23 protein-coding genes, 1 tRNA gene and 1 pseudogene are annotated in these 23,743 nt (G+C 59.8%); 12 read left to right on the top strand and 13 right to left on the bottom strand.

Going from position 1 to position 23,743, the window contains the following annotated elements:
- Positions 1–33: 33 nt before the first annotated feature.
- From MMS95_RS06725 to MMS95_RS06715, 3 genes are all read left to right on the top strand, one after another.
- Entirely contained in the window at positions 34–318 is a 285-nt protein-coding gene (locus MMS95_RS06725) for a YciI family protein (protein ID WP_004927842.1), read from the top strand.
- Between the two features lie 199 nt (positions 319–517).
- Positions 518–1,756 carry a multidrug efflux MFS transporter MdtG gene (mdtG, locus tag MMS95_RS06720; protein WP_004927846.1) on the top strand — a complete coding sequence of 413 codons (1,239 nt, stop codon included), beginning with the start codon at positions 518–520 and terminating at the stop codon, positions 1,754–1,756.
- 475 nt (positions 1,757–2,231) lie between these two features.
- Positions 2,232–3,785 (top strand): peptide MFS transporter, encoded by a 1,554-nt coding sequence (locus tag MMS95_RS06715; RefSeq protein WP_099982624.1) that lies wholly within the window; start codon positions 2,232–2,234, stop codon positions 3,783–3,785.
- Between the two features lie 49 nt (positions 3,786–3,834).
- On the opposite strand, the gene MMS95_RS06710 is transcribed toward MMS95_RS06715, so the two are convergent.
- Genes MMS95_RS06710 through MMS95_RS06695 form a run of 4 tightly spaced genes read right to left on the bottom strand, consistent with a single transcriptional unit; the run spans position 3,835 to position 5,396 of the window.
- Complete coding sequence (locus MMS95_RS06710; RefSeq protein ID WP_021504903.1) at positions 3,835–4,233, bottom strand: VOC family protein; 399 nt, start codon at positions 4,231–4,233, stop codon at positions 3,835–3,837.
- Positions 4,224–4,652 carry a YeeE/YedE family protein gene (locus MMS95_RS06705; protein ID WP_242141506.1) on the bottom strand — a complete coding sequence of 143 codons (429 nt, stop codon included), beginning with the start codon at positions 4,650–4,652 and terminating at the stop codon, positions 4,224–4,226. The genes MMS95_RS06710 and MMS95_RS06705 overlap by 10 nt, the downstream gene beginning before the upstream one ends.
- A gap of 2 nt (positions 4,653–4,654) precedes the next feature.
- Complete coding sequence (locus tag MMS95_RS06700) at positions 4,655–5,089, bottom strand: hypothetical protein (protein ID WP_099982626.1); 435 nt, start codon at positions 5,087–5,089, stop codon at positions 4,655–4,657.
- Complete coding sequence (locus MMS95_RS06695) at positions 5,079–5,396, bottom strand: metalloregulator ArsR/SmtB family transcription factor (protein WP_242141505.1); 318 nt, start codon at positions 5,394–5,396, stop codon at positions 5,079–5,081. Before MMS95_RS06695 ends, MMS95_RS06700 begins: the two co-directional genes overlap by 11 nt.
- 135 nt (positions 5,397–5,531) lie before the next feature.
- On the opposite strand from MMS95_RS06695, the gene MMS95_RS06690 reads away from it, so the two are divergent.
- A complete protein-coding gene (locus tag MMS95_RS06690) occupies positions 5,532–6,332 on the top strand; it encodes a helix-turn-helix transcriptional regulator (RefSeq protein WP_048322861.1) in 801 nt (266 codons plus the stop codon).
- On the opposite strand, the gene leuA is transcribed toward MMS95_RS06690, so the two are convergent.
- Entirely contained in the window at positions 6,283–7,971 is a 1,689-nt protein-coding gene (gene leuA, locus MMS95_RS06685) for a 2-isopropylmalate synthase (protein ID WP_033633371.1), read from the bottom strand. The two genes, MMS95_RS06690 and leuA, sit on opposite strands and share 50 nt — an antisense overlap.
- Positions 7,972–8,181: 210 nt before the next feature.
- On the opposite strand from leuA, the gene MMS95_RS06680 reads away from it, so the two are divergent.
- A complete protein-coding gene (locus MMS95_RS06680) occupies positions 8,182–8,559 on the top strand; it encodes a MysB family protein (protein ID WP_004927872.1) in 378 nt (125 codons plus the stop codon).
- Between the two features lie 33 nt (positions 8,560–8,592).
- Entirely contained in the window at positions 8,593–9,138 is a 546-nt protein-coding gene (locus tag MMS95_RS06675) for a GNAT family N-acetyltransferase (protein ID WP_048322853.1), read from the top strand.
- 6 nt (positions 9,139–9,144) lie between these two features.
- On the opposite strand, the gene MMS95_RS06670 is transcribed toward MMS95_RS06675, so the two are convergent.
- The 3 genes from MMS95_RS06670 to mdoG form a co-directional block, all read right to left on the bottom strand.
- On the bottom strand, positions 9,145–9,390 hold the full coding sequence (locus MMS95_RS06670; protein WP_033633374.1) for a YceK/YidQ family lipoprotein: 246 nt from the start codon (positions 9,388–9,390) through the stop codon (positions 9,145–9,147).
- A 163-nt stretch (positions 9,391–9,553) separates the two neighbouring features.
- Entirely contained in the window at positions 9,554–12,112 is a 2,559-nt protein-coding gene (gene mdoH, locus MMS95_RS06665; protein ID WP_016928223.1) for a glucans biosynthesis glucosyltransferase MdoH, read from the bottom strand.
- Positions 12,105–13,673 (bottom strand): glucans biosynthesis protein MdoG, encoded by a 1,569-nt coding sequence (mdoG, locus tag MMS95_RS06660; RefSeq protein WP_004927882.1) that lies wholly within the window; start codon positions 13,671–13,673, stop codon positions 12,105–12,107. Before mdoG ends, mdoH begins: the two co-directional genes overlap by 8 nt.
- A gap of 259 nt (positions 13,674–13,932) precedes the next feature.
- On the opposite strand from mdoG, the gene mdoC reads away from it, so the two are divergent.
- From mdoC to MMS95_RS24230, 4 genes are all read left to right on the top strand, one after another.
- On the top strand, positions 13,933–15,063 hold the full coding sequence (gene mdoC, locus MMS95_RS06655) for a glucans biosynthesis protein MdoC (RefSeq protein ID WP_242141504.1): 1,131 nt from the start codon (positions 13,933–13,935) through the stop codon (positions 15,061–15,063).
- A gap of 292 nt (positions 15,064–15,355) precedes the next feature.
- Complete coding sequence (locus MMS95_RS06650; protein ID WP_242141503.1) at positions 15,356–15,580, top strand: hypothetical protein; 225 nt, start codon at positions 15,356–15,358, stop codon at positions 15,578–15,580.
- A gap of 283 nt (positions 15,581–15,863) precedes the next feature.
- Positions 15,864–17,585 (top strand): potassium/proton antiporter, encoded by a 1,722-nt coding sequence (locus tag MMS95_RS06645; protein ID WP_015377414.1) that lies wholly within the window; start codon positions 15,864–15,866, stop codon positions 17,583–17,585.
- A gap of 240 nt (positions 17,586–17,825) precedes the next feature.
- Complete coding sequence (locus MMS95_RS24230) at positions 17,826–17,954, top strand: hypothetical protein (RefSeq protein ID WP_016928228.1); 129 nt, start codon at positions 17,826–17,828, stop codon at positions 17,952–17,954.
- Between the two features lie 62 nt (positions 17,955–18,016).
- Here MMS95_RS24230 and MMS95_RS24225 read toward each other — a convergent pair whose 3' ends face one another.
- From MMS95_RS24225 to cho, 5 genes are all read right to left on the bottom strand, one after another.
- A complete protein-coding gene (locus tag MMS95_RS24225; RefSeq protein ID WP_015377413.1) occupies positions 18,017–18,148 on the bottom strand; it encodes a hypothetical protein in 132 nt (43 codons plus the stop codon).
- A gap of 69 nt (positions 18,149–18,217) precedes the next feature.
- Positions 18,218–18,721 (bottom strand): YlaC family protein, encoded by a 504-nt coding sequence (locus MMS95_RS06640; RefSeq protein ID WP_016928229.1) that lies wholly within the window; start codon positions 18,719–18,721, stop codon positions 18,218–18,220.
- Positions 18,722–18,844: 123 nt separating this feature from the next.
- Positions 18,845–19,144 carry a sigma-S stabilization anti-adapter protein IraP gene (locus tag MMS95_RS06635; protein WP_016928230.1) on the bottom strand — a complete coding sequence of 100 codons (300 nt, stop codon included), beginning with the start codon at positions 19,142–19,144 and terminating at the stop codon, positions 18,845–18,847.
- 185 nt (positions 19,145–19,329) lie between these two features.
- Positions 19,330–19,426 (bottom strand) — tRNA-OTHER (locus tag MMS95_RS06630).
- Positions 19,427–19,538: 112 nt separating this feature from the next.
- Entirely contained in the window at positions 19,539–20,387 is an 849-nt protein-coding gene (cho, locus tag MMS95_RS06625; protein WP_033633378.1) for an excinuclease Cho, read from the bottom strand.
- Positions 20,388–20,603: 216 nt separating this feature from the next.
- Here cho and MMS95_RS06620 point away from each other — a divergent pair, with 216 nt between their 5' ends.
- Both MMS95_RS06620 and MMS95_RS06615 read left to right on the top strand, forming a co-directional pair.
- Positions 20,604–21,809, top strand: a complete 1,206-nt coding sequence (locus tag MMS95_RS06620; protein ID WP_156865486.1) for an efflux RND transporter periplasmic adaptor subunit — start codon at positions 20,604–20,606, stop codon at positions 21,807–21,809.
- Positions 21,806–23,743: pseudogene (locus MMS95_RS06615) on the top strand (MacB family efflux pump subunit). The gene MMS95_RS06620 and the pseudogene MMS95_RS06615 overlap by 4 nt, the downstream one beginning before the upstream one ends.

Genomic DNA, 23,743 nt, shown 5'->3' with positions numbered 1-23,743 from the left:
GGTAATGCCTTTGCCGACACCCCAGGAGCCGCTATGTACATTGTCAGCCTGACCTACCATCGCCCGATCGCCGACGTCGACAGCCACCTTGACGGGCACATCGCCTGGCTTAAGAAATATTTTCAGGACGGCACCTTCGTCGCTTCCGGCCGCAAGAATCCCCGCACCGGCGGCGTGATCCTGGCCAAGGGCATTGAGCGTGCGCAGCTGGACGCCATCCTGGCCGAAGATCCGTTCAACGCCGTGGCCCACTACGAGGTCATCGACTTTAGCGCGACCACCACCGCCGCCGGTTTCGAGGCGCTGGCCGGCTTATAAAACGCTGTAAATTCCGCGCGCTAAGCGCGGAATAAGGTTTAAACGCCATTTTTAAAACTTTATTTCATTTTTCACCCTATTTCCGTCCTCTGGTTTGCCGTTGCCACGCAGGCGGCGCATACTTATCAGGCTAACTTTCACGTTTTGCCCCTTCATCATGCCGCCGGCAAAGCGCGTCACCCTTCGACAGTGGACATTTATGGCTTCGGCAGCAGAACCCGTTAACTGGAAACGCAACCTTTTCGTCGCCTGGGTCGGGTGTTTTCTCACCGGCGCCGCCTTCAGCCTGGTGATGCCGTTTCTTCCGCTGTACGTAGAGACGCTGGGCGTAACCGGCCATCAGGCGCTCAACATGTGGTCCGGCCTGCTGTTCAGCATCACCTTCCTGTTTTCCGCTATCGCCGCGCCGTTTTGGGGCGCCCTGGCCGACCGACGCGGCCGTAAACTGATGCTGCTGCGCTCCGCCCTGGGCATGGCGATCGTCATGGTGCTGATGGGCATGGCGCAAACGGTCTGGCAATTTCTCGCGCTGCGCGCGGTGCTGGGGCTGCTCGGCGGGTTCATCCCCAACGCCAACGCGCTGATCGCCACCCAGGTGCCGCGCAACCGCAGCGGCTGGGCGCTCGGCACCCTGTCAACCGGCGGCGTCGGCGGCGCGCTGGTCGGCCCGCTGATCGGCGGTTTGCTGGCCGACCTTTATGGTCTGCGCCCGGTGTTTTATATTACCGCCGCGGTGCTGTTCGTCTGTTTCGTGCTGACGCTGCTGTATGTCAAAGAGCAATTCACCCCGGTGCAAAAGCGCGACATGTTGCACGCAAAACAGGTGTTCGCCTCGCTGAAGAACCCGAAGCTGGTGCTCAGCCTGTTCGTGACCACCATGATCATCCAGATCGCCACCGGCTCGATCGCGCCGATCCTGACGCTGTATGTGCGCGATCTGGCCGGCGCCACCCATAACCTGGCGTTTATCAGCGGGCTGATTGCCTCGGTGCCCGGCGTCGCGGCCTTGATGAGCGCCCCACGGTTGGGCAAGCTGGGCGATCGCATCGGCCCGGAGCGCATTCTGGTGTTTATGCTGATCGTCTCGGTGCTGCTGCTGATCCCGATGGCGTTCGTGCAAACGCCGTGGCAGCTTGGGGTGCTGCGTTTTCTGCTGGGGGCGGCCGACGGCGCGCTGCTGCCGGCGGTACAGACGCTGTTGATTTACAACTGCACCAATCAGGTAGCCGGCCGAATCTTCAGCTACAACCAGTCGTTCCGCGACGTCGGCAACGTCAGCGGTCCGCTGCTCGGCGCTGCGGTCTCCGCCGGCTACGGTTTTCGCGCGGTCTTCGCCGTCACCGCTTTAGTGGTGCTGTTCAACGCCGGTTATTCCTGGTGGTGTCTGCGGCGGCGGCCGGGCTATTTGCGGGAAGACACGCTGCAGGAAGAACAATAGCTGCATTTATCGCCAGCTTCCTCCGTTGGCCGGATCAACGGCGCATTTCCCCCACTTTTAATAATGCCTCCTTCGGGCCGGCGAATTTTCGTCCCACCCAGAACTTTCTTATCTCAACATTTTGTTTATCAACAAAAAAATAACTTTCAGTACATAAAACCCGCTGTCAATCATATTCCTGTCACAACCAACAGAAAAACCAGAAAAGTAGATGCTTGTCGACTTTTCGTCTAAAAAATGGGATACAGGTACTAGACAAAACCAACGACCAGTTATCAAATGGTTAAATAATATCACGCCAGATGTGAAACATCGGCCAAGTGAAGAAAAGGTCAGCACGCTTTCCACGGTTTATCAGCGTTGCAGCCACGGTGTTTGTCGGGTAATCCGCATTGGGCGGATCGCCTTTATTAAATACACATACATACCACAGTACGGGCTGCAGCCTTGCAGCGCCTTTTATTGGGAAATCGTTATGCAATCCTCTGTCAATAAGTCAGAAAGCCGGACCTTCTTCGGCCATCCCTATCCGCTGGGTTCTCTGTTCTTCACCGAAATGTGGGAGCGTTTCTCGTTCTACGGCATCCGTCCGCTGCTGATCCTGTTTATGGCCGCCACCGTGTACGACGGCGGTCTGGGTCTCGCGCGCGAGAACGCGTCGGCGATCGTCGGCATCTTCGCCGGCAGCATGTACCTGGCGGCACTGCCGGGCGGCTGGCTGGCGGACAACTGGCTCGGCCAACGCAAGGCCGTCTGGTACGGTTCGATCCTGATCGCGCTCGGCCACCTGTCGATCGCCCTGTCCGCGGTGATGGGCACCAACCTGTTCTTCATCGGCCTGATGTTCATCGTGCTCGGTTCCGGCCTGTTCAAGACCTGTATCTCGGTGATGGTCGGCACGCTGTACAAAAAAGGCGATGCGCGCCGCGATGGCGGTTTCTCGCTGTTCTACATGGGCATCAACATCGGCTCGTTCATCGCTCCGCTGATCTCCGGTTGGCTGATCAAGTCACACGGTTGGCACTGGGGCTTCGGCATCGGCGGTATCGGGATGCTGGTGGCGCTGGTGATCTTCCGGGTGTTCGCCGTCCCGGCGATGAAACGCTATGACCGCGAAGTGGGCCTGGACTCCACCTGGAACAGCCCGGTAGCGAAGAAAAAAGGCGTCGGCGCCTGGTTGCTGGCGCTGGCGGTCATCCTGGTGGCCGTCATCGTGCTGATCGCTCAGGGCACCATCGTCATCAATCCGGTCGAAGTGGCCAGCATGCTGGTGTACGTGATCGCTGCGTCGGTCACCCTGTACTTCATCTATCTGTTCGCCTTTGCCGGCCTGAGCCGCAAAGAGCGCGCACGCCTGCTGGTGTGCTTCATCCTGCTGATCTCCGCTGCGTTCTTCTGGTCGGCGTTTGAGCAAAAACCGACCTCGTTCAACCTGTTCGCCAACGATTACACCAATCGCATGATTGGCGGCTTCGAGATCCCGGCGGTGTGGTTCCAGTCGATCAACGCCCTGTTCATCATCCTGCTGGCGCCGGTGTTCAGCTGGGCCTGGCCTGCGCTGGCACGCAATAACGTGCGTCCGAGCAGCATCACCAAGTTCGTGATCGGCATCCTGTGCGCCGCCGGCGGTTTCGGCCTGATGATGTTGGCCGCGCAGAATGTGCTGAGCAACGGCGGCGCCGGCGTATCGCCGATGTGGCTGGTGGGCAGTATCCTGATGCTGACGCTGGGTGAGCTGTGCCTGAGCCCGATCGGGCTGGCCACCATGACGCTGCTGGCGCCGGAGAGAATGCGCGGTCAGATGATGGGGCTGTGGTTCTGCGCCAGTGCGCTGGGCAACCTGGCGGCCGGTCTGATCGGCGGTCACGTCAAGGCCGACCAACTGGATATGCTGCCGGATCTGTTCGCCCGCTGCTCAGTCGCGTTGCTGATCTGCGCCGCCGTGCTTATCGTGCTGATCGTGCCGATTCGCCGCATGCTGGAAAATACCCAGTCCAAGAGCGCACAAAAGCCGGCGACCAGCGCCTGACGGATAAACCGTTTTATCTCGCAAACCGGCGCTCGATGCGCCGGTTTTTTTATGCCTGCCAGGCCTGGTGTTGCAATACCACCCGGTAGCCATCAGGATCTTCAAAGGTTTGCCCCGCCCGATCCCAATAGGGGTTATAGGCGGCGACCGCCAAGAACCCCGCCGCCCGCATCCGCTCACACGCGGCTCGCCATTCGTTCTCATCCGGCAGATAAAACACCAGCAGGTGATCCTGCGTCGGCGCCTGCCCGACCCGCACCCCGCGATGCTGCGTAAACTCCAGATGGTAAGCATGCTGCGGATGCCCGATCATCATGCCGTCAAAGCCCAGATGATCGACAAACTCGCCCAGCCTTTCGAACCCCAGCCCACGGCAATACAGCGCGGCAATCTCTTGCAACCGATCTGTCGGGCGCGCGATGCGCAACACCGCTTTGGCTATCGACATGAACGCCTCCGCCTCATGATAATTTCATACAGCGCCATACCCGCCAGCATCGCCAACAGGAACGGCCATACCCGACTTATCTCCGCCCCGGCCAACACCCAGGCTGGGCCAGGGCAAATCCCCGCGATGCCCCAGCCGATGCCGAACAGCGCGCTGCCCGCCAGTAAACGGCGATCCACACGCCCGGCGGCCGGGATCTGCAGCGGCTCGCCCAACAGGCTCCGTTCGCGTCGCCGCGCCCACAGGAAGGCCGGCGCCGCCACCGCGATCGCCCCAGCCATCACCAGCGCCAACGAGGGATCCCACTGGCCGGTAACGTCGAGAAACGCCAACACCTTGGCCGGATTGGCCATGCCGGCGACGATCAGCCCCAGACCGAAAATGACGCCGCTCAGCAGCGCTAACAACGATTTAAGCATTTTCACCCTCCCAACAGGTGGCGCATCAGCCACACGGTCATAAACCCCAGCAGCATGAACACCGCCGTGGCGGCCAGCGAACGCGGCGCCAACCGCGCGACGCCGCACACGCCGTGCCCGCTGGTGCAACCGCTGCCCAATCGAGTACCCAAGCCCACCAACAGCCCTGCGGCCGCCAGCCAGCCGTTGCCAACCGAGATCTCACCGGATGGCAACGTCGCAGCGGCAGCATATAGCCACGGGGAGAGCAGCAACCCGCCAATAAATGCGGCGCGCCAGCCCCGCACCCGGCCACCCGCGCTCAATAAACCGCCGGTAATGCCACTGATACCGGCGATCCGGCCATTGAACAACAGCAGCAGCGCTACCGCTGCGCCGATAATGGCCCCGCCCGCCAACGCGGAATACGGCGTGAAGTGCTGCCAGTCAATGGTCATCGCGGTTCTCCGGTTGTGGGCAATACAGTTGATACAGGGTCGCGAGCAGCACCAGCGCTTTGGCATCGGCCACCGCATAGTAAATCTGCTTGCCGGCTCGCCGGGTGGAGACCAACCCCTCCTCGCGCAGCACGCCAAGCTGTTGGGACAGCGTCGGCTGGCGGATATCCAGCGCCTGCGCCAGTTCGCTCACCGCCATCTCGCCCTGACTGAGCCGGCACAGCAGCAGCAGCCGATCTTCGTTGCCCAGGGTACGCAGCATCGCACCGGCCTGGGCCGCCGCCTTGCGCATCGCATCAATATCCATTGCCCCTCCTTCAGTTTATAAAATTATATAATATAATTTTATAAACCATTTTACCGTGCCGCGCCACAGACTGGTGTGAAACAGCGACGCATGGCATGCTGTCCTCCCCCTTTTGCCGCGCGGAGCCTGCTTACGATGCTGCTTTTTCACGACGTTCTGCCGCCCGATCGGCCTGTCCGGCCATTAGCCAGAGATTATCGCCACGGCGACAGCGAGCCGGACCACTACCATAACTGCGCGCAGCTGATCCATAGCCTGAGCGGCGTGGTGCAGGTCACGACCCGGCTCGGCAGCTGGGTGGTGCCGCCCGGCCGCGGCGTCTGGGTGCCGGCGAAAGTGGTGCACAGCCTGCGTATCACCGGCCAGGTGGCGGCCAGGACGTTGTTCGTCGATCCGTTGGCGCGCGCCGATTTGCCGGCCCAATGCCAGGTAGTGCAGGTTTCCCCGCTGCTGCGCGAGTTGATTATCTGTGCGATGGAGATTGCGCCCGGCTACCCCAGCGGCGGGCGCGATGAGCGCGTGATGGAACTGATTCTGGATGAGTTGCGAATGCTGCCGATCCTGCCGCTGCACCTGCCGGAACCTCGCGAAGCCTCGTTGCTCGCCCTGTGCCGCCATATCCAGGCCACGCTGGCGCAGCCCTGGACGCTGGAACAGGCTGCCGCTCATCTCAGCGTCAGCGGACGCACCCTGTCGCGGCGCTTCCTGCGAGAAACCGGGCTACATTTTAGCGACTGGGTGCGACGCGCCCGTTTGCTGGCGGCATTAAATGCGCTGGCGACCGGTCGTTCGGTGTTGGAAGTGGCGCTGGATCTCGGCTATGACAGCCCCAGCGCGTTCAGCGCCATGTTCCGCCGGCTGCTGGGAGTAGCACCCAGCGACTATTTCAGCCGGACTGCGCCGACGTTGGCGCCAGATAGCGCCCGGCGACGTTGAACAGCGCCTGCAGCGAGGCGCTGGCGGAGTCGACGTCGATGCCAACGCCATAAGTCGCCTCACCTTGCGGCAGCGTACAGCGAATATAGGCCACCGCTCGGCTATCGCTCTGATGCCCCAACGTATGCTCGTGGTAATCCTCGATCGCCAGCGGCAAGCCGAAGCGCTGACGCAGCGCATCCACCGCGCTGGACAGCAGACCGTTGCCGGCCCCCTGCAGGCGCAGCGGCTCTCCCTCGCAGGCAACTCGCGCGTTGAAGCTGTATGCCTCTGCGCCATGGCTTTCCGTCTGGTAGCTTAACAGCTGCAAACGCGGCTGCTCCACCAGCCCGTAAGTATCGCGGAATAAGCGCCACAGCTGCGCGCCGCTCATTTCTTTGCCGCTGCCGTCGGTCGCGCGCTGCACCACCTGGCTGAAATCAATCTGCAAACCGCGCGGCAACGCCAGCCCATGATTCTGCTCCAACAACCAGGCGGCGCCACTTTTGCCGGACTGGCTGTTGACCCGGATCACCGCCTCATAGCTGCAACCGACATCGGCGGGATCGAGCGGCAGGTATGGCACCTGCCAGCGGCCATCTTGCCGCTGCCGCTGTGCGGCGAAACCTTTCTTGATCGCATCCTGATGCGAACCGGAGAAGGCGGTAAACACCAACTCGCCGGCATAAGGATGGCGAGGATGCACCGGCAGCTGATTGCACTGTTCCACCACCTCCACCACCTGCTTCAGGCGGCTGAAGTCGAGACCCGGCGCCACGCCCTGGGTATAGAGATTCAACGCCAGCGTGACCAGATCGACGTTGCCGGTGCGCTCTCCGTTGCCGAACAGGCAGCCTTCGACCCGATCGGCGCCGGCCAGCAAGGCCAGCTCCGCGCAGGCCACGCCGGTGCCGCGATCGTTATGCGGATGCACGCTGATCGCCACATCGGCGCGACGGCTGAAGTGACGGCAGAACCATTCGATCTGATCGGCATACACGTTGGGCGTGCTCACTTCCACCGTCGCCGGCAGGTTGATGATCATCGGCCGCTGCGGCCCCGGCTGCCAAACCTCCGCCACCGCTTCGCAGATCTCCAGCGCAAACTCTAACTCAGTAAAACAGAAGGTTTCCGGCGAATATTCGAAGCACCAGGCGGTATCGGGCTGCGCCTCGCACTGCCGACGAATGCGCCGCGCGCCGTTCACCGCCAGCGCCACGGTCGCCGCCTTATCCTGGCGGAACACGATGTCGCGAAACATCGGCGCCGTGGCGTTATACAGATGCACGATAGCCCGCGGCGCCCCCTGCAGCGCCTCGAAGGTGCGATCGATCAGATCGTCGCGCGACTGCGTCAGCACCTGGATCGTGACGTCGTCCGGGATCAGCCGCTCGTCGATCAGCGTGCGTACAAAGTCGAAATCCGTTTGCGACGCCGAAGGGAACGCCACCTCGATCTCTTTGAAACCACACTGCAACAACAATTGATAGAATTCGCGCTTGCGCGCGTTATCCATCGGCTCCGCCAGCGCCTGGTTGCCGTCGCGCAGATCGCTGGAGCACCAGCGCGGCGCCTGCCGCAGCGTACGCGCAGGCCATTGGCGGTCCGGCAACGCCACCGGCGGGAACGGTCGGTATTTGCTTGAAGGGTCGATTAACATGGGCTTCTCCTGACGCCAGAGTGAACGATAGCGTCATTATTTCCCGCCATCGCCTCCTCTTCTCCCGCTTTGCGGACAACCATCGTCGCAAAGCGGACAACAAAAAAATTTGCATCCTGCGCCAGTGAGACAACAATTAGTTTTGACGTTTTCCCCCACCGCGCCGGCAATGCGCCGGACGCTTTACTCTCATTGTCAACGGAGGCGAACATGAGCCTGTATGCAACCCTGGAAGAAGCCATCGAGGCCGCACGCGAAGAGTTTATCGACACCGCCGAAGGCGGCAGCGGTGACGAACCGCCGGTGCCCCAGCAGTTCAATCTGCAAAAGTACGTGATGCAGGATGGCGACACGATGTGGCAGGCGGAGTTCTTCGAAGAAGAAGGAGAGGCGGTAGAATGTCTGACGCTGCGCAGCGGTGCGGCGGCGCAGGCGATCTTCGACGGTGACTACGACGAGGTGGAAATTACCGCCGAGTGGATAGATGAAAACACCCTGTACGAATGGGAGGAAGGCGACTTTCAGCTCGAACCGCCGCTGGATACCGAAGAAGGCCAGGCCGCAGCCGATGAGTGGGATGAACGTTAACCCGCACCACGCTTTCATCGCCAAGGAGGCCGCATGATTATTCGCCGGGCCCGCCCTACCGACTACCCCGCCATTTTGCAGCTACAGGGGGAAAACGTGCCGGAAGCGCTCGACGAGCGCCAAAAACGGCAGGGATTTATCGTATCGCGCATGAATGAGGCGCAGCTGGCGGCGATCAACCGCGGCATCGGCATATGGGTGGCGGAACAGGAAGGCCAACTGGCGGGGTTCGTTTGCCTGATGCCCGCCGACGTGCAACCGCGCCCGCCGGTGGTGGAGGCGATGCTGGTGACGCTCGCCACGCAATCCTTCGCCGGACGGCCGCTGAGTGAGCAGCGGGTGTTTCTCTACGGCCCCGTCTGCCTCGCCGCCGCCTGGCGCGGCAAAGGCGTGCTGAAGCGCCTCTACGCCGCGGTCAAAGCGCATACCTGCCATGACTATGACGTGGGCGCGTTGTTTATCGACGACGACAATCCGCATTCGTTGGCCGCTCACGTGCAAGGGTTGGGGATGACGGCGCTGGCGCCTTTCCATTGCGGGCAGCAAGGCTATCAGCTGGTGGTGTTCGCCACCCGCTGAACGAAATTACTCGTAGGGGCCATGCTGCGCATCAAACGGCAGCATAAAGGTGTCCACCACCATCGACAGCGGCACATCTATCACCGTGACGTAGCGCCAGGGCGTGTCACGCAGATCCCACTGCACGCCGGGATAGTACTGGTGGCCATGCCCCGCACCGGGCACGGTGCGGCTGATAATGCTGCCGCAGCCGGTGAGTGTCATCACGCCGGCCGTCACGCAGGCCAGCCGAAGATAGGGAGAGAGCTTCACGACATTGACTCTGAGCAAGGGGTTGTTTCGCGAGTGAACAACGCATCGGCCGCAGTCTATCACAGTTCCCTTTCTCCACCGGTACCGGCGCACGTAAGCAAAAGGTAAAAAAAACGGGGAATGCGCCATGCGCATTCCCCGTCTGAGCGTTGCCGATTAGCAATTAACGCCGGCCCGTAGGGTGCGCCAGCGGGTTGTGCGGCAACTGCTGATAATGCTCACGCCAGGCGGCGCCTTCCGGCAACAGCCAGACGCGCTGATGCAAACGAGCCAGCGTGACCGGATCGCTCAGCAGCTCCAGGCGTTTGCCCTTCACCAGCTTCTCAGGCCCCAACTGCAGCGCTTCGTTCACCCGCTCCTCACGATTGCGATCGAGCGTCGCGCGCAGATGGTGACGCGCCGTCGCCAACGCCGTCGCCAGCGCATTGAAGGATGGATTGACCACCGCATGCATAAAGCCGTTGGTCAGCGCGCGGTTGCGGTTGAGATGCAGATATTCTTCCGTCGCCAACAGCTCACGCGGCGGATTGTACTCTTCCGGGATCAGGAACAGCTTGGCGCGTTTGCTTTTCATGCCCAGCGTTGCGCGGCTCGACAACACCGACACAAACGGCGACAGGATCAGCGAGAACACGATCGGCGCCAACCACCACAGGAAGCGCAGATCCAGCCACGCCATGCCGCCGGCCCACACCAGGCCCAGCAACATCTGCGAGCCATGGCGGCGGAACGCTTCGCCCCACGGCGTATCATCATCGTCACGCTGCGGCGAATTCCACACCACTTCCCAACCGAGGAAGGCGCTCACCACGAACACGGTATGGAACAGCATGCGCACCGGCGCCAGCAGCACCGAGAACAGCATTTCCATCAGCATCGAAATGAACAGACGGAACGCCCCGCCGTATTCTTTCGCGCCCTTGGCCCAGATCAGCACAATACTGAGCAACTTCGGCAGGAACAGCAGCACCAGCGTGGTGGAGAACAGCGCTATCGCCAGCTCGGGCCGCCACTGCGGCCAGACCGGGAACAGCTGCCGTGGCTGCAGGAAGTATTGCGGCTCCATCAGCGTATGCACCACCTGCAATGCGGTGGAGAGCGCCAGGAACATAAACCACAGCGGCGCCGACAGGTAGGACATGACACCGGTAAGGAACACCGCGCGGTGCACCGGGTGCATGCCTTTCACCAGGAACAGGCGGAAGTTCATCAGGTTGCCGTGACACCAGCGACGGTCGCGCTTCAGCTCGTCCAGCAGGTTTGGCGGCAGCTCTTCATAACTGCCCGGCAGATCGTAAGCGATCCACACGCCCCAGCCGGCGCGGCGCATCAGCGCCGCTTCAACGAAGTCGTGCGACAGGATAGACCCGGCGAAAGAGCCCTCGCCCGGCAGCGGCGCCAGCGCACAGTGCTCGATAAACGGCTTCACGCGGATGATGGCGTTGTGCCCCCAGTAGTGCGACTCGCCCAGCTGCCAGAAATGCAGGCCGGCGGTGAACAACGGCCCGTAAACGCGGGTGGCGAACTGCTGCACGCGCGCATACAGGGTATCCATGCCGGACGCCTTCGGCGCCGACTGGATGATGCCGGCGTTCGGGTTGGCTTCCATCAGGCGCACCAGCCCGGTGAGGCATTCGCCGCTCATCACGCTGTCGGCATCCAGGATCACCATGTAGCTGTACTCACCGCCCCAGCGACGGCAGAAGTCGTCGATGTTGCCACTCTTGCGTTTGACGCGGCGGCGGCGGCGGCGATAGAAGATGCGGCCGTGGCCATCGACATCGCGGCACAGCTCCATCCACGCCTTTTGCTCGGCCACGCAGATGTCCGGATCGTAGCTGTCGCTCAGCACGTAGATATCGAAGTGTTCCAGCTGACCGGTCGCGGCGACGGACTCATAGGTCGCACGCAGGCCGGCGAACACGCGTTCGACGTCTTCGTTGCAGATCGGCATGATCAGCGCAGTGCGGTGCGCCGGGTTGATCGGCTCATCGCCCTTGATGGTGGAGGAAATGCTGTATTTGTCCTTGCCGATCAGCAGCTGCAGGAAGCCCATCAGCGCGGTCCAGAAACCGGCCGAGACCCAGCAGAACAGCACGGCGAACAGGATCAGAATGCCGGTTTGCAGCACATACGGCAGCAGCTGCAACACCGACTGCATCAGATCCTGATCCAGCATGGCGATAGGATCGATCAGCGCCCAGCCCTGGTAAGGCAAGATGGTTTTCATGTACCAGGTGGCGATGCCGGTTTGCACCAGCATCAGCACCAGCAGCACATAGCGGCGCATGGAGCCGACGGTACGCCAGCGGTTCTCGGCCTCGGCCTCCTCTTTGGTGGCGTGCCGATTGTGCGGCGACCGCCCCAGCAGAGAATCCCAGAAGCGCGCCACCGGGTTGGTGCGCCAGGCTTCCGGGAACATGGTGGTGCGTTTGATCGGCGGCGTCGCCTTCAGAATGGCGCGCCCTTCGGCGTCGGTATCGAAGTCGTCATCGCTGACCGCATCCGGCCAGGCGTTTTCGATACGCGGTTTGACCGAGGCCAGCGCCACGTCATCCGCCGACAGGCTATTGACGTTGGCGTCGGCGGCGCCCATCTGCCGATGGAGCGCCTCCAGTGCCTGAGCGTCATCCGCCGTTTGAGGGTTGAGCGCCTCCGACCGCTCGGCGGTCAGAGGCAGCGCCGCAAGATAATCCTGGGCGGGTTGAGTAGGCTTATTCATTGGCAGGTAGCTGATAGCTCCAGGTTTCCGACAGAGTCTTATCGCCATTGACCAGCGCCGCACGCATTTCTACCGGCTTCTTGTCGTCTTTCACTTTCAGACGCACCGTCAGGCGCCAGCCTTTGGTCACTGGGTTATAGCGGACGTTGTTTTCTACCATCTCACCGTTGTCGCCGATGCTGATCTGAGAGGCGACCGGGGTATTGGCGTCCAGCCCTTTCAGCACCGGGCCAACGAAGTCGACCAGGAAGGCCACGCTGCCGTCTGGCTCGCGGATCAGGTTGGACTGCTTCACGTCGCCGGTCGAACGCATGGTACGGGCCACATAGGCGATATCTTGCGAATGCAGTTTGTCTTCATCGCGGGTGAAGTTCAAACGGTAGCTCAGCGTCAGCGGCTTTTTGGCTTCCGGCAAGGTATCCGGCGTCCAGAACGCGACGATGTTGTCGTTGGTTTCATCCGCCGTCGGGATCTCCACCAGTTCGACCTTGCCTTTGCCCCAGTCGCCCTTCGGTTCGATCCAGGCGCTCGGACGCAGATCGTAGCGATCGTCCAGATCTTCGTAATCCTTGAAGTTGCGGCCGCGCTGCAGCAGACCGAAGCCTTTCGGATTCTCGACGGTATAGGTGCTGACGGACAGGTGTTTAGGATTGTTCAGCGGACGCCAGATCCACTCGCCGTTGCCGGCGTGGATAGACAGACCGTTGGAATCGTGCAACGCCGGGCGGTAGTTCAGCGTCGGCGACGGCTGGTTCGGCCCGAACAGGTACATGCTGGTCAGCGGCGCCAGGCCCAGTTTGCCCACCTTGTCGCGCAGGAACACTTTAGACTCGACGTCCACGGTGGTGTCGCGGCCCGGGATCACCGTGAAACGGTAAGCGCCGGTGGCGCGCGGGGAATCCAGCAGCGCATAGATCACCAGGTGCTTGTCGCCCTGCTTCGGACGCTCAACCCAGAATTCGCGGAAACGCGGGAACTCTTCGCCGGACGGCAAAGCGGTGTCGATAGCCAGGCCGCGAGCGGAAAGCCCGTAAACCTGTCCTTTACCCACCACGCGGAAATAGCTCGCGCCCAGCAGGCTCATGATCTCATCGTTTTTGTCGGCGCTGTTGATCGGATAAAGCACCTTAAAACCGGCAAAGCCGAGGTTTTTCACCGATTCAGGGTCGTGTTTGACCGAACCGAAGTTGAAGTAATCCGGGCTGTACTTGATCTGTTTTACGCTGGTGGAGGTGACTTCGTTGATTTTCACCGGCGTATCGAAGTACATCCCCTGATGATAAAACTCAAGCTTGAAAGGGGTTTTCAGCTTGCTCCAATAGGCTTTATCGTGATTGAACTGAATTTGCTGATAGTCTGCGAACTTCATCTCGCGGAACTGAGAAGGAAGGTTGCTCTTCGGGGCTTCGAAACCTTTCGCCGCCAGATCCTGCGCCTGCTTGGCGACATCATCAATAGAAAAGGCCCAAGCCGGCGAACTGAACAGCGTGAACAATACGGTCGCACCTAACCAACGAACGCTCGCGGCGCGTGGTTGTCCGGATAATATATTAACTAGCACATCCCCCCCTATTCGTGTGCTCAAAGCATTTAAATCCATATTAATGGATTACTCAGCTTTCCGACAACATGATAAATGGATGGTTCATGTTTACGGCTCATTGTTTAAGCAGCTGATGGAACACCAGCGTAGCAAGCCGCGCAACAAGACGCTATGGAAAAATGCGGGGGGCTATAGTAGGGTTCCGGATAACAATTTAACGTTTGACGACTTATTAAGCGTGTTAATGAGCACCCGATTAAATCACCAGCGGTAATCTATGACTAAAGGCAGCAAACAGCGCGAGTTTTTCCTCGACTCCATCAGAGCCTATTTGATGTTGCTCGGCATTCCGTTTCACCTCTCCCTGATTTATTCCAGCCACGCCTGGGCGGTGAACAGCGCGTCGCCCTCCTTCTCCCTCACGGTGCTGAACGACTTCATCCACGCCTTCCGCATGCAGGTGTTCTTCGTGATATCCGGCTACTTCTCCTACATGCTTTACGAGCGCTACGAGCGCCACCAGTGGCTGAAGGTCAGGCTGGAGCGGGTGGCGATCCCGCTGTTGAGCTCCATCCCGCTGATCACGGTGCCGCAGTTTTTCATGCTGAAATATTTCACCGACAAATTAAACGGCTGGGATGAATTTTCTCTCTATCAGAAAATAAATGTAACAGTTTGGGAATTGGTTTCTCATCTGTGGTTCTTATTGACGCTGTCATTGTTAACCTGCGCCTGTTTTTATCTGTTCCGTAAAATCAAGCGGCAAACCCGTGAACATATTCCAATACTAATAAACAGAATGCGTGGATTAGGAAACATCTCACTGTATTTCTTTATTTATGCGGTATGCTACTCGGCCGCGCACCGCATTATTTTAATTTTCGCCCCGCAGCTATTATCCAACGGCCTGTTCAATTTCGTGGTGATGGAGACGATGTTCTACCTGCCGTTCTTCCTCCTCGGCGCCTATGCGTTTAAGTATGTGTGGCTTAAGGAGATTTTTCTGCGCCGCTCGCCGCTGGCGCTGCTCGGTTCGCTGCTGCTGTTTATCGCATATATGCTGAACCAAAAGCTGTTGGCGCACAGCAGCTATATGTTCGAGCTGGAAGTGGTGATCAAAACCCTAATGGGGATCCTGATGACCAACGTCGTGTTCTCTTTCGGGCATAACCTGCTGAATTATCACTCTCCGCGCATCACCTATCTGGTCAACGCCTCGCTGTTTATATATCTGGTGCACCATCCGCTGACCCTGATATATGGCGCTTTCGTGACGCCGTATATCGGCAACAACCTGTTGGGATTCTTGCTGGGCCTGCTGTTTGTGTTCTCTCTGGCCTTCGCGCTATATGAACTGCACAAGCGCATTCCGGCGCTGCGCTTCCTGTTCTCCGGCAAACCGCAATAACCTTGCCCCCTGTTTGCAGGGGGGCTTCTGTCATATTGCCGCCGCGTAAAAAGCCTATACTGGTCGTTTGCATGCAGAGCACGCATTGCTCAGCCTGGCGTCGCCCGTTAGGGCAAAGTGATACGGCTGTATAGATAACCTAACCGTTATAACTGCAATGCATAAGTAGAAATCCGGATCCCTGCCTTACGGTAGTGATTGGGCTCAACACCCCCGAAGGGCTGCGCGATCGTTTAATTTATTCGATGGCGTTAGCTGCATCTCCCTTCCGTCACGACAGAGAGGATTTTGAATGACCGATAAGAACACCCCGGCTCAAGAAGCCGTAGCGGAAAACGCCACCCTGCTGAAGATCCTCGGCAGGGTGCTGTCCGCGCTGGACGCTTCGATCAGCGGCAAAGAACGCAGCGTTTTGGTCGCTGAGCTTTCCAACTTCAATCTCGACGGCATTTCTGAAGCGGAAAGCAAGCTGGCCACCGAGCTGATCAAACGGGCGCTGGAATCGCTCGATCATTAATCCTACCGCGCCTGCAAACCATTAAGCCTGCCTGCGCGGGCTTAATGGTTTTTCCCACCGTGCAAACCCGGCATTGTTGCCAAAACCGAAATACAGCAGCCTGATAATGTTGGATAAAAGGCAGAATTTCCCCTCTTCCCCTCACTTTCTTAGTTTAATCGCACCAACGGGCAATAATTGATCGATTGTTTTCGCAATCAGCCTTGGCGTTTTACCCACTAAACACGTTATCATCGAAACACGCGCAGTGCCCCCTATCCCCCAGCCTAAGGAGAGCAATATTTTGGATGCCAGCACCATTAACAGCTTGTTCGTCATCGGTGCCGTGCTGGTGGGGGCAAGCATTCTGCTCAGCTCATTTTCTTCCCGGCTCGGCATTCCGATCCTGGTGATCTTCCTGGCGATCGGCATGTTGGCCGGCGTCGATGGCCCCGGCGGCATCGTCTTCAGCAATTACCCGGTCGCTTATCTGGTCAGCAACCTCGCGTTGGCGGTGATCCTGCTCGACGGCGGCATGCGTACCCGGGTCAGCTCTTTCCGCGTCGCCCTGTGGCCGGCACTCTCTCTCGCCACCGTCGGCGTAGTGATCACCGCCGGCCTGACCGGCATGGCCGCCGCCTGGCTGTTCAATCTCGATCTGCTGCAGGGGCTGCTGATCGGCGCCATCATCGGTTCCACCGACGCCGCCGCGGTCTTCTCTCTTTTGGGGGGCAAAGGTTTGAACGAACGCGTCAGCGCCACGCTGGAGATCGAATCCGGCAGCAACGATCCGATGGCGGTGTTTCTCACCATCACGCTGATTGCGATGATCGCCGCCGGGGAAACCGCACTGAGCTGGACCTTCCCGCTGCATCTGATGCAGCAGTTCGGCATGGGCATCGTCTTCGGTCTGGGCGGCGGCTGGCTGCTGCTGACGCTGATCAACCACATCAAACTGGCGGACGGCCTCTATCCGCTGCTGGCGGTAAGCGGCGGTATTCTTATTTTCGCGCTGACCACCGCGCTGGACGGCAGCGGCATTCTGGCGGTGTATCTGTGCGGCCTGCTGCTGGGCAACCGGCCGATCCGCAACCGTCACGGCATCGTACAAACCTTCGATGGCCTCGCCTGGCTCAGCCAGATCGGCATGTTCCTGGTGCTCGGGCTGCTGCTCAACCCGCACGAGCTGCTGCCGATCGCCATCCCTGCCCTGCTGCTGTCGCTGTGGATGATCCTGTTCGCCCGCCCGCTGTCGGTGTTTATCGGCCTGCTGCCGTTCCGCAGCTTTACCCTGCGCGAGCGCGGCTTTATTTCCTGGGTCGGCCTGCGCGGCGCGGTGCCGGTGATCCTGGCGGTGTTCCCGATGATGGCCGGGCTGCCCAACGCCCAGCTGTTCTTCAACGTGGCGTTCTTCGTGGTGCTGGTCTCCCTGCTGCTGCAGGGCACCACACTGTCGTTCGCCGCCAAAAAAGCCAAGGTGATCGTGCCGCCGGCGCTGACGCCGATCTCCCGCGTTGGGCTGGACGTGCACCCGGAAAACCAGTGGGAACAGTTCGTGTATCAGCTTTCGGCGGAAAACTGGTGCGTCGGCGCGGCGCTGCGTGAGCTGAAAATGCCGCCCAATACCCGCATCGCCGCCCTGTTCCGTGGCAAAGAGTTGCTGCATCCTAGCGGCAGTACCCGGCTGCGGGAGAACGATATTCTGTGCGTCATCGGCCATGAGCACGATCTGCCGATCCTCGGCAAGCTGTTCAGCCAGGCGCCGGCTGTGACGCTCGACGAGCGCTTCTTCGGCGACTTTATACTGCAATCCGATGCCCGTTTGAGCGATATCTCGCAGGTCTATGGCCTCAATCTGCAAGACGACGTGGACGAGCAGCAGACGCTGGGGCAGTTCGTCATTCAGCTGATCGGCGGTGAACCGGTGATCGGCGACCAGGTGGAATGGGACGGTCTGACCTGGACCATCGCCGAAATGGACGGCAATCAAGTCAGCAAGATAGGCGTGCGGATCGTGACCGACTAACGCTGCCGCTCAGGCGCCGGCCTATCAGATGAGGGAACTTCTGGCCTTAAGAACGCTCTTAATCTCTATCACGATGTATGCAGTACGGCGCTGCCAAATTATATCCCTTTGATATAACGGCGCCGATAGGGATTAGGGAAGTGAACGGCAAGACTCGATTTCTTTCGGTGATAGTGATCATGGCGCTGGGCGTAGCGGCGCTCGATCTCGGCATCGCCGGTTTGGTCCATAGACTTTTAATTGGATAATTTCAACGTGACGCAGCAGGAACAAGAAAAAGACATTCTGGGGAAAATACTGGTGACGGTGTCCGCGCTTTGCCTGATTCTGGTGGCGGCGTTCCTGATCTGGGGATTCGTGCTGGATTGACGCCGCGCGACGCTCAGACATAAAAAAAACCGCCGCGGCGGTTTTTTTTATGGGTCAGGCGATCAGATCTTGCAACCTTCGCAGTCCGCTTCGTCTTCGAGGAACTCGGGGACCTCTTTTACCTTCTGCGCCGCTTTTTCTTCGGCTTTCGCCAGTTCGGCATCGATATCAAAATCGAAAATATCATCACTCATCGCTTGGTCCTCGTTCTGCTTCGCGTTCAAACGCTGAGTATAATCGACAAGCCGCCGGCCGGAAACCTTTCAGTTTGCCGCCGCCAACTGAGGTGTCTCATCCTGCGGCTTTTTTCCGTAGGCCATGTCGTACACGTCGTAGAAGTCGATTTCGCCCTTGTTACCGATGATAACCCGCATCTTCTGTTTCAGCGCGGCGCCGATAGAGGGCTCATCCAGCAGTTGCTGCACCGCATAAGGCGACAGCGCACGGGTGAAGTACCACTCGCCGTTGTAGCAAACTCGCAGATCCAGCACCCCGATGTCCTCGAAGCGGTACACCGGCCGGATCTCGATCAGCAGCATGGCGAACATGAACAGCACGAAAGCGGTGAAGCCCAGGAAGGCATATATCCCCATGTACGGCACCTGATACATCACGGCGATCACCGCGAAATAACCGGCAAACATGGCAAGGCACAGATAGCGGTGAGTGCGGGCGAATTCGCTGTTGAAGCGCGGCTTGCCGTCCCGCCCTTCACGCCGATTGATCTGTTCAATCTCTTTAACCAAGATGCTTTTAATCGCGTCCATCGTTACAACCTTATGCTGGAAACAGCATTGCCATCAAATCTCACCGCTAAAAGTAACACAAGTACAGTTTTGCCGGGTAGATCAGTTAGCCAACTTAATGGCGGCAACTGTTATAGTTCGGCTTCAGCGCGGCTGAGCGGCTTTGCCTTGCGCAAACATGAACATGCGCTGGGCCACATCGTCGGCCTGTTTGATTTTTTGCTTTTGCGGTTCGTTGCTGCGTTGAATGGCGCGGGCGTAAGCGATTTCATGGGCCTGATCGATCATCGCGATGATCCGGTCACGCTCGGTCTTCTCCATATTGCCCAACATGGTGGTGATAATCGCCTGGTAAGCGTTGGACGCGGCGCTCAGCGCTTTCTCTCTCGCCTCAAGGGCGGCGACGCGTTGCAAGAGCTCCTGCAGTTGCTCGGAGTGAGACATATCGACCTCCTGTTGCCGGGCAGCAAGCCTGCCTGATTACAGTTTAGCAAAGGATCGAAAGAGAAAGAGGAAGGAAAGCCAGCGGTTACGGTAAAGCACACCCGAAAATCCCAACGAGGAGCCGATAGTGCAAATCAACCCGGGTGCGCTTTACGATAAGCGCGGTGAGATGAAGGAAAGAAAGCTGGCGCGCTATGCAGGACTCGAACCCGCGTCTATCAATTTTCAAGCCAAAACAAGCCATTATAAAACCAATCACTCTGCCAACTGAGTTAATAGCGCGTTCCTTCGCTTCGGGGCGCCATTATCCATAACAACATTATGGACTCAAGCTTTTTCAGCATAATGCCCTGAATTTACAGATAAGTCTTAGGTTATCGATAGCGTTATGGCATTACGGCAGCTCAATAATCCGATAATCGCCGGCCATGAGCGGCTTGCACAAAATCTTGTAGCCATCGCTATCAAAATGGCTGGCCGCACTCTGGAGCCGCTGCGCCTGCGCCAGATTGCCGACCGAGCCCAGATAAAACCAATTGTGGATCACATGGTACTGACGCAGCGTCTCGCCCTGCTCCTCCAGCGCCACACGCCCGGCGAACGGCCAACAGGCGATGCGCAACTGCTCAAGCGCCGCGCTGAGCCGCAGAGCATGTTCCTGCGCCGACTCCAGGCCACAGCAGGCGCCGGCGCACTTGCGCAGGCTGTAACGGAAACAGGCTCGCCCGGCGGGCAGCTTGTCGATCCCCAGCTTGCCGTAACACAATCGATGCTCGTCGGCGATGGCGCGCAGCTTTTCCAGCGCGGCGTGGCGATTGGCAAACAGCCCGTAGAGATCGGGCGTGACGGCGAAGTCGATCTCTTTGGCGTGAGCAATCGTCACCGCATCAGCCTGTAAACGCAACGCGCACAGCTGCTTCGAGCGCCGCAGGCGTTTGTTGAACAGCGGCTGTTGTTGTTTGATCAACTGCGCCTCCAGCAGCAGTGCCCCCAACTCGCCGGCGGTCTCGACAAAGCTGATACGCCGGGTTTGGCGCAGCATTTTTGCCTCCTCCTGCGCGCGAAAATGCGCCATCACCCGGCTGCGTATATTGACGCTTTTACCGATGTAAAGCGGCAGGCTTTCGCTCTCGCCGTGGAACATATAGACGCCGGGGCCCTTGGGCAACGGTGCCAGGCAGGCGCGCAGGTGCTCCGGGTATTGATAAATGTCGAGTTCCGGCTCGAGGCGGTTTGGCATCATGGCGGTGGTATTATCCTGCTGATGAATGAGTACTGGTTTTTTATCCAGTATAACGCCCAACGCAGCCGGTTGCACACCCGGCGGATAATAACTCACCGTGATCTTTAGCGGGAAAGCCTTTACTATCCCCTTTCCAGCGGGAAAGCGCCTCACGTTTAGCGCCAGTTCAAGCTGGCGCTGCCATGATGGCAGACTGGAACCGCCGCTTTTATCGTTATGGAAAACCTGGGTATGTCATCACTGAAACTCCCCTCCCGCCGTCTGGCGTTGATCGCCGCCATCGTTTTCATCGCCGTCGCCGTCGCGCTGGCCATATTTTGGCAACGCCCGCCGCAGCAGGATTACGTTACCGCGCCGGCCCGCCTGGGCGATATCGAAAACGCCGTGCTGGCCACCGGGCGGCTGGATGCCATCGAACGCGTCAACGTCGGCGCCCGCGTCTCCGGCGAAGTCAAATCGCTGAAGGTCAAGCTGGGCGATCGCGTCACCAAAGGGCAACCGATCGCCGACATCGACGATCAGCAACAGCGCAACGATCTGCGCAACGCCGAGGCGGCGCTGAACGTAGTCAAAGCCAATATGTTAGCCAAACAGGCCTTGCTGAAACAGGCGGAGTCGCGTTTCAAACGCCAGCGCCGCATGCTGAACGACGAAGCCAGTTCGCGGGAAGACTTCGAGACCGCCGAGGCCACGCTGGCCACCACTCGCGCCGATCTGCAGGCGCTCAATGCGCAGTTGGTGCAATCGCAGATCGAAGTCGACAAGAAAAAAATCGATCTGGGCTATACCCGCGTGGTCGCGCCGATGGACGGCATCGTCATCGCCGTGGTGACGCAGCAGGGGCAAACGGTCAACTCCAGCCAAAGCGCGCCGACCATCGTCAAGCTGGCGCGGTTGGATATGATGACCATCAAGGCACAGATCTCCGAAGCCGACATCACCCGCATTTCACCGGGGCAAAAGGCGTACTTCACGATTTTCTCCGATCCGGATAAACGGTACGACGCCACGCTGCGCACCATCGAGCTGGCGCCGGAATCGGTGATGAAAGACGACTCGCTCGCCGGCACCAGCTCCGCGTCTGGTTCCGGCACCTCGAACGCCTCGGTTTATTACAACGCGCTGCTGGACGTACCCAACCCGGAGAACCGCCTGCGCATCGCCATGACCGCGCAGGTTTCCTTACTGCTCGGCGACGCGAAGAACACCCTGCTGGTGCCGATCCAGGCGGTGCATAAAACCGAAGGAAAAGTGCAGCAGGTGCAGGTGCTGACTCAGGATCAGCGGCTGGAAACGCGCGAAGTGACCACCGGCATCACCAACAACGTCGATATTCAGATCCTCAGCGGCCTGAAAGCCGGTGAAACCGTGGTGCTGTCGCAGCCCGCCGCCAAGTCGGCTGAGGATGGCATCTTCCTGTGAACGCGATCATCGAGCTAAAAGGCATCAGTCGAACCTACACCAACGGCGGTCAGGCGCTGACGGTGTTGAAAGACATCGATTTGACCATCGCCGCCGGCGAGCTGGTGGCGATCATCGGCACCTCGGGTTCCGGCAAATCGACGCTGATGAACATCATGGGCTGCCTCGACGTGCCGGATCGCGGCGACTACTACATCAGCGGCCAGAACGCCGCCCACCTGTCGCCGGACGAACTGGCCCGCCTGCGCCGCGAGCATATCGGCTTTATCTTCCAGCGTTACCACCTGATGCCCGATCTCAGCGCGCTGGGCAACGTCGAAATTCCGGCCATCTACGCCAACGCCCGGCGCGATCAGCGGCGGCTGCGGGCGGCGCAACTGCTGGCGCGGTTAGGCCTGGAGGGTCGCGAAGACCACAAGCCCGGCCAGCTTTCCGGCGGCCAGCAGCAGCGCGTCAGCATCGCCCGCTCGCTGATCAACGGCGGCGAAATTATCCTGGCGGACGAACCGACCGGCGCGCTGGACACCCAATCCGGCCAGGAAGTGCTGGCGATCCTGAGCGAGCTGAATCAGCGCGGCCACACCGTGGTTATCGTGACCCACGATATGAACGTGGCGCAGCATGCGCACCGCGTCATCGAGCTGCGAGACGGCGAGATCATCGCTGACAGCGGCCGCCAATCGGCGCCCGCCGCCGCGCTGCCGCCGCCGAACCGCAGTCGGCAAAGCGGCTGGCAAAGCCTGATTGACCGCACCCGCGAATCGCTGCACATGGCGCTAAAAGCGATGAACGCCCATCGCCTGCGCACCGCGCTGACCATGACCGGCATTATCTTCGGCATCGCCGCCGTGGTTACGGTGGTGGCGCTGGGCGAAGGCGCCAAGCAGCGCACGCTGGAGAATATCAAGGGGCTCGGCACCAACGTGGTGAGCATCTATCCGGGGCGCGACTTCTTCGACGACGCCATCGACAGCATCCGCACCCTGGTGCCGGCCGACGCCGACGCCCTGGCGCAACAAAGCTTCGTCGACAGCGTCAGCCCGGAGGTCAGCGCGTCCGACAGCATCCGTTTTCGCAGCAAATCCGCCACCGCCTCGATCACCGGCGTCGGGCGCGACTATTTCCGCGTCAACGGCATCACGCTGGTGCAAGGCGCCACCTTCCGCGACGATCGCAACGCGCTGCAGGAAGTGATCATCGACGACAACGCGCGCCAGGCGCTGTTCGGCGATTTTGGCGTCGAGCCGCTCGGCCAGATCGTGTTTCTCGGCTCGGTGCCGGCGCGGGTGGTCGGCGTCGCCAAAAGCGAACGCAACTATGCGCCTAACCGCATCAGCGTCTGGATGCCCTACAGCACGGTGATGTACCGTATGGTCGGCAAGACCACGCTCGGCGGCATCACCGTGCGCCTGAAGGACGACGTCGCCAGCGAAGCCGCCGTCAGCGCCATCACGCAGTTGCTGACCTAACGCCATGGCGTCAAGGATTTCATGACGTTCAACCGCGATCAGTTCCGTAAATCGATCGAGCGCACCTCGATGACGCTCAGCCTGCTGATCCTGATGGTGGCCTCGATCTCGCTGGTGATCGGCAGCCTGGGCGTGATGAACATCATGCTGGTCTCGGTAACCGAGCGCACCCACGAGATCGGCGTGCGCATGGCGGTCGGCGCGCGGCGCGGCGATATCATGCAACAGTTCATGATCGAGGCGGTGCTGGTCTGTCTGATCGGCGGCATTTTGGGCATCGCGCTGTCGTTCGCCGCCGGTTCGCTGTTCACCACGCTGGCGGGCGGCATGTTCACCGCCATCTATTCCTGGCAAGCCGCCGCGACGGCGTTTTTCTGTTCAACCTTAATCGGCATGATCTTCGGTTATCTCCCCGCCCGTAAAGCGGCAAGGATGGATCCGGTCGTTTCATTGGCCAGCGAGTAA

The sequence above is a fragment of the Serratia sp. PGPR-27 genome, assembly GCF_022678525.1.
Classification (GTDB): Bacteria; Pseudomonadota; Gammaproteobacteria; order Enterobacterales; family Enterobacteriaceae; genus Serratia; species Serratia nematodiphila.
The sequence above is the reverse complement of the archived record's forward strand: the minus strand, read 5'-3'. Positions and strand labels throughout refer to the sequence as shown.

Bases quoted from the DNA above. Each gene is read 5' to 3' on its own strand.
- mdtG (WP_004927846.1), top strand. From the start codon at position 518: ATGGCTTCGGCAGCAGAACCCGTTAACTGGAAACGCAACCTTTTCGTC.
- MMS95_RS24225 (WP_015377413.1), bottom strand. From the start codon at position 18,148: ATGAGTGATGATATTTTCGATTTTGATATCGATGCCGAACTGGCGAAA.
- MMS95_RS06620 (WP_156865486.1), top strand. From the start codon at position 20,604: ATGGAAAACCTGGGTATGTCATCACTGAAACTCCCCTCCCGCCGTCTG.
- mdoH (WP_016928223.1), bottom strand. From the start codon at position 12,112: ATGAATAAGCCTACTCAACCCGCCCAGGATTATCTTGCGGCGCTGCCT.
- MMS95_RS06695 (WP_242141505.1), bottom strand. From the start codon at position 5,396: ATGGATATTGATGCGATGCGCAAGGCGGCGGCCCAGGCCGGTGCGATG.
- MMS95_RS06690 (WP_048322861.1), top strand. From the start codon at position 5,532: ATGCTGCTTTTTCACGACGTTCTGCCGCCCGATCGGCCTGTCCGGCCA.
- mdoC (WP_242141504.1), top strand. From the start codon at position 13,933: ATGACTAAAGGCAGCAAACAGCGCGAGTTTTTCCTCGACTCCATCAGA.
- MMS95_RS06680 (WP_004927872.1), top strand. From the start codon at position 8,182: ATGAGCCTGTATGCAACCCTGGAAGAAGCCATCGAGGCCGCACGCGAA.
- leuA (WP_033633371.1), bottom strand. From the start codon at position 7,971: ATGTTAATCGACCCTTCAAGCAAATACCGACCGTTCCCGCCGGTGGCG.
- MMS95_RS06700 (WP_099982626.1), bottom strand. From the start codon at position 5,089: ATGACCATTGACTGGCAGCACTTCACGCCGTATTCCGCGTTGGCGGGC.
- MMS95_RS06675 (WP_048322853.1), top strand. From the start codon at position 8,593: ATGATTATTCGCCGGGCCCGCCCTACCGACTACCCCGCCATTTTGCAG.
- MMS95_RS06640 (WP_016928229.1), bottom strand. From the start codon at position 18,721: ATGGACGCGATTAAAAGCATCTTGGTTAAAGAGATTGAACAGATCAAT.
- MMS95_RS06710 (WP_021504903.1), bottom strand. From the start codon at position 4,233: ATGTCGATAGCCAAAGCGGTGTTGCGCATCGCGCGCCCGACAGATCGG.
- MMS95_RS06705 (WP_242141506.1), bottom strand. From the start codon at position 4,652: ATGCTTAAATCGTTGTTAGCGCTGCTGAGCGGCGTCATTTTCGGTCTG.
- MMS95_RS06635 (WP_016928230.1), bottom strand. From the start codon at position 19,144: ATGTCTCACTCCGAGCAACTGCAGGAGCTCTTGCAACGCGTCGCCGCC.
- MMS95_RS06725 (WP_004927842.1), top strand. From the start codon at position 34: ATGTACATTGTCAGCCTGACCTACCATCGCCCGATCGCCGACGTCGAC.
- MMS95_RS06715 (WP_099982624.1), top strand. From the start codon at position 2,232: ATGCAATCCTCTGTCAATAAGTCAGAAAGCCGGACCTTCTTCGGCCAT.
- cho (WP_033633378.1), bottom strand. From the start codon at position 20,387: ATGATGCCAAACCGCCTCGAGCCGGAACTCGACATTTATCAATACCCG.
- MMS95_RS06650 (WP_242141503.1), top strand. From the start codon at position 15,356: ATGACCGATAAGAACACCCCGGCTCAAGAAGCCGTAGCGGAAAACGCC.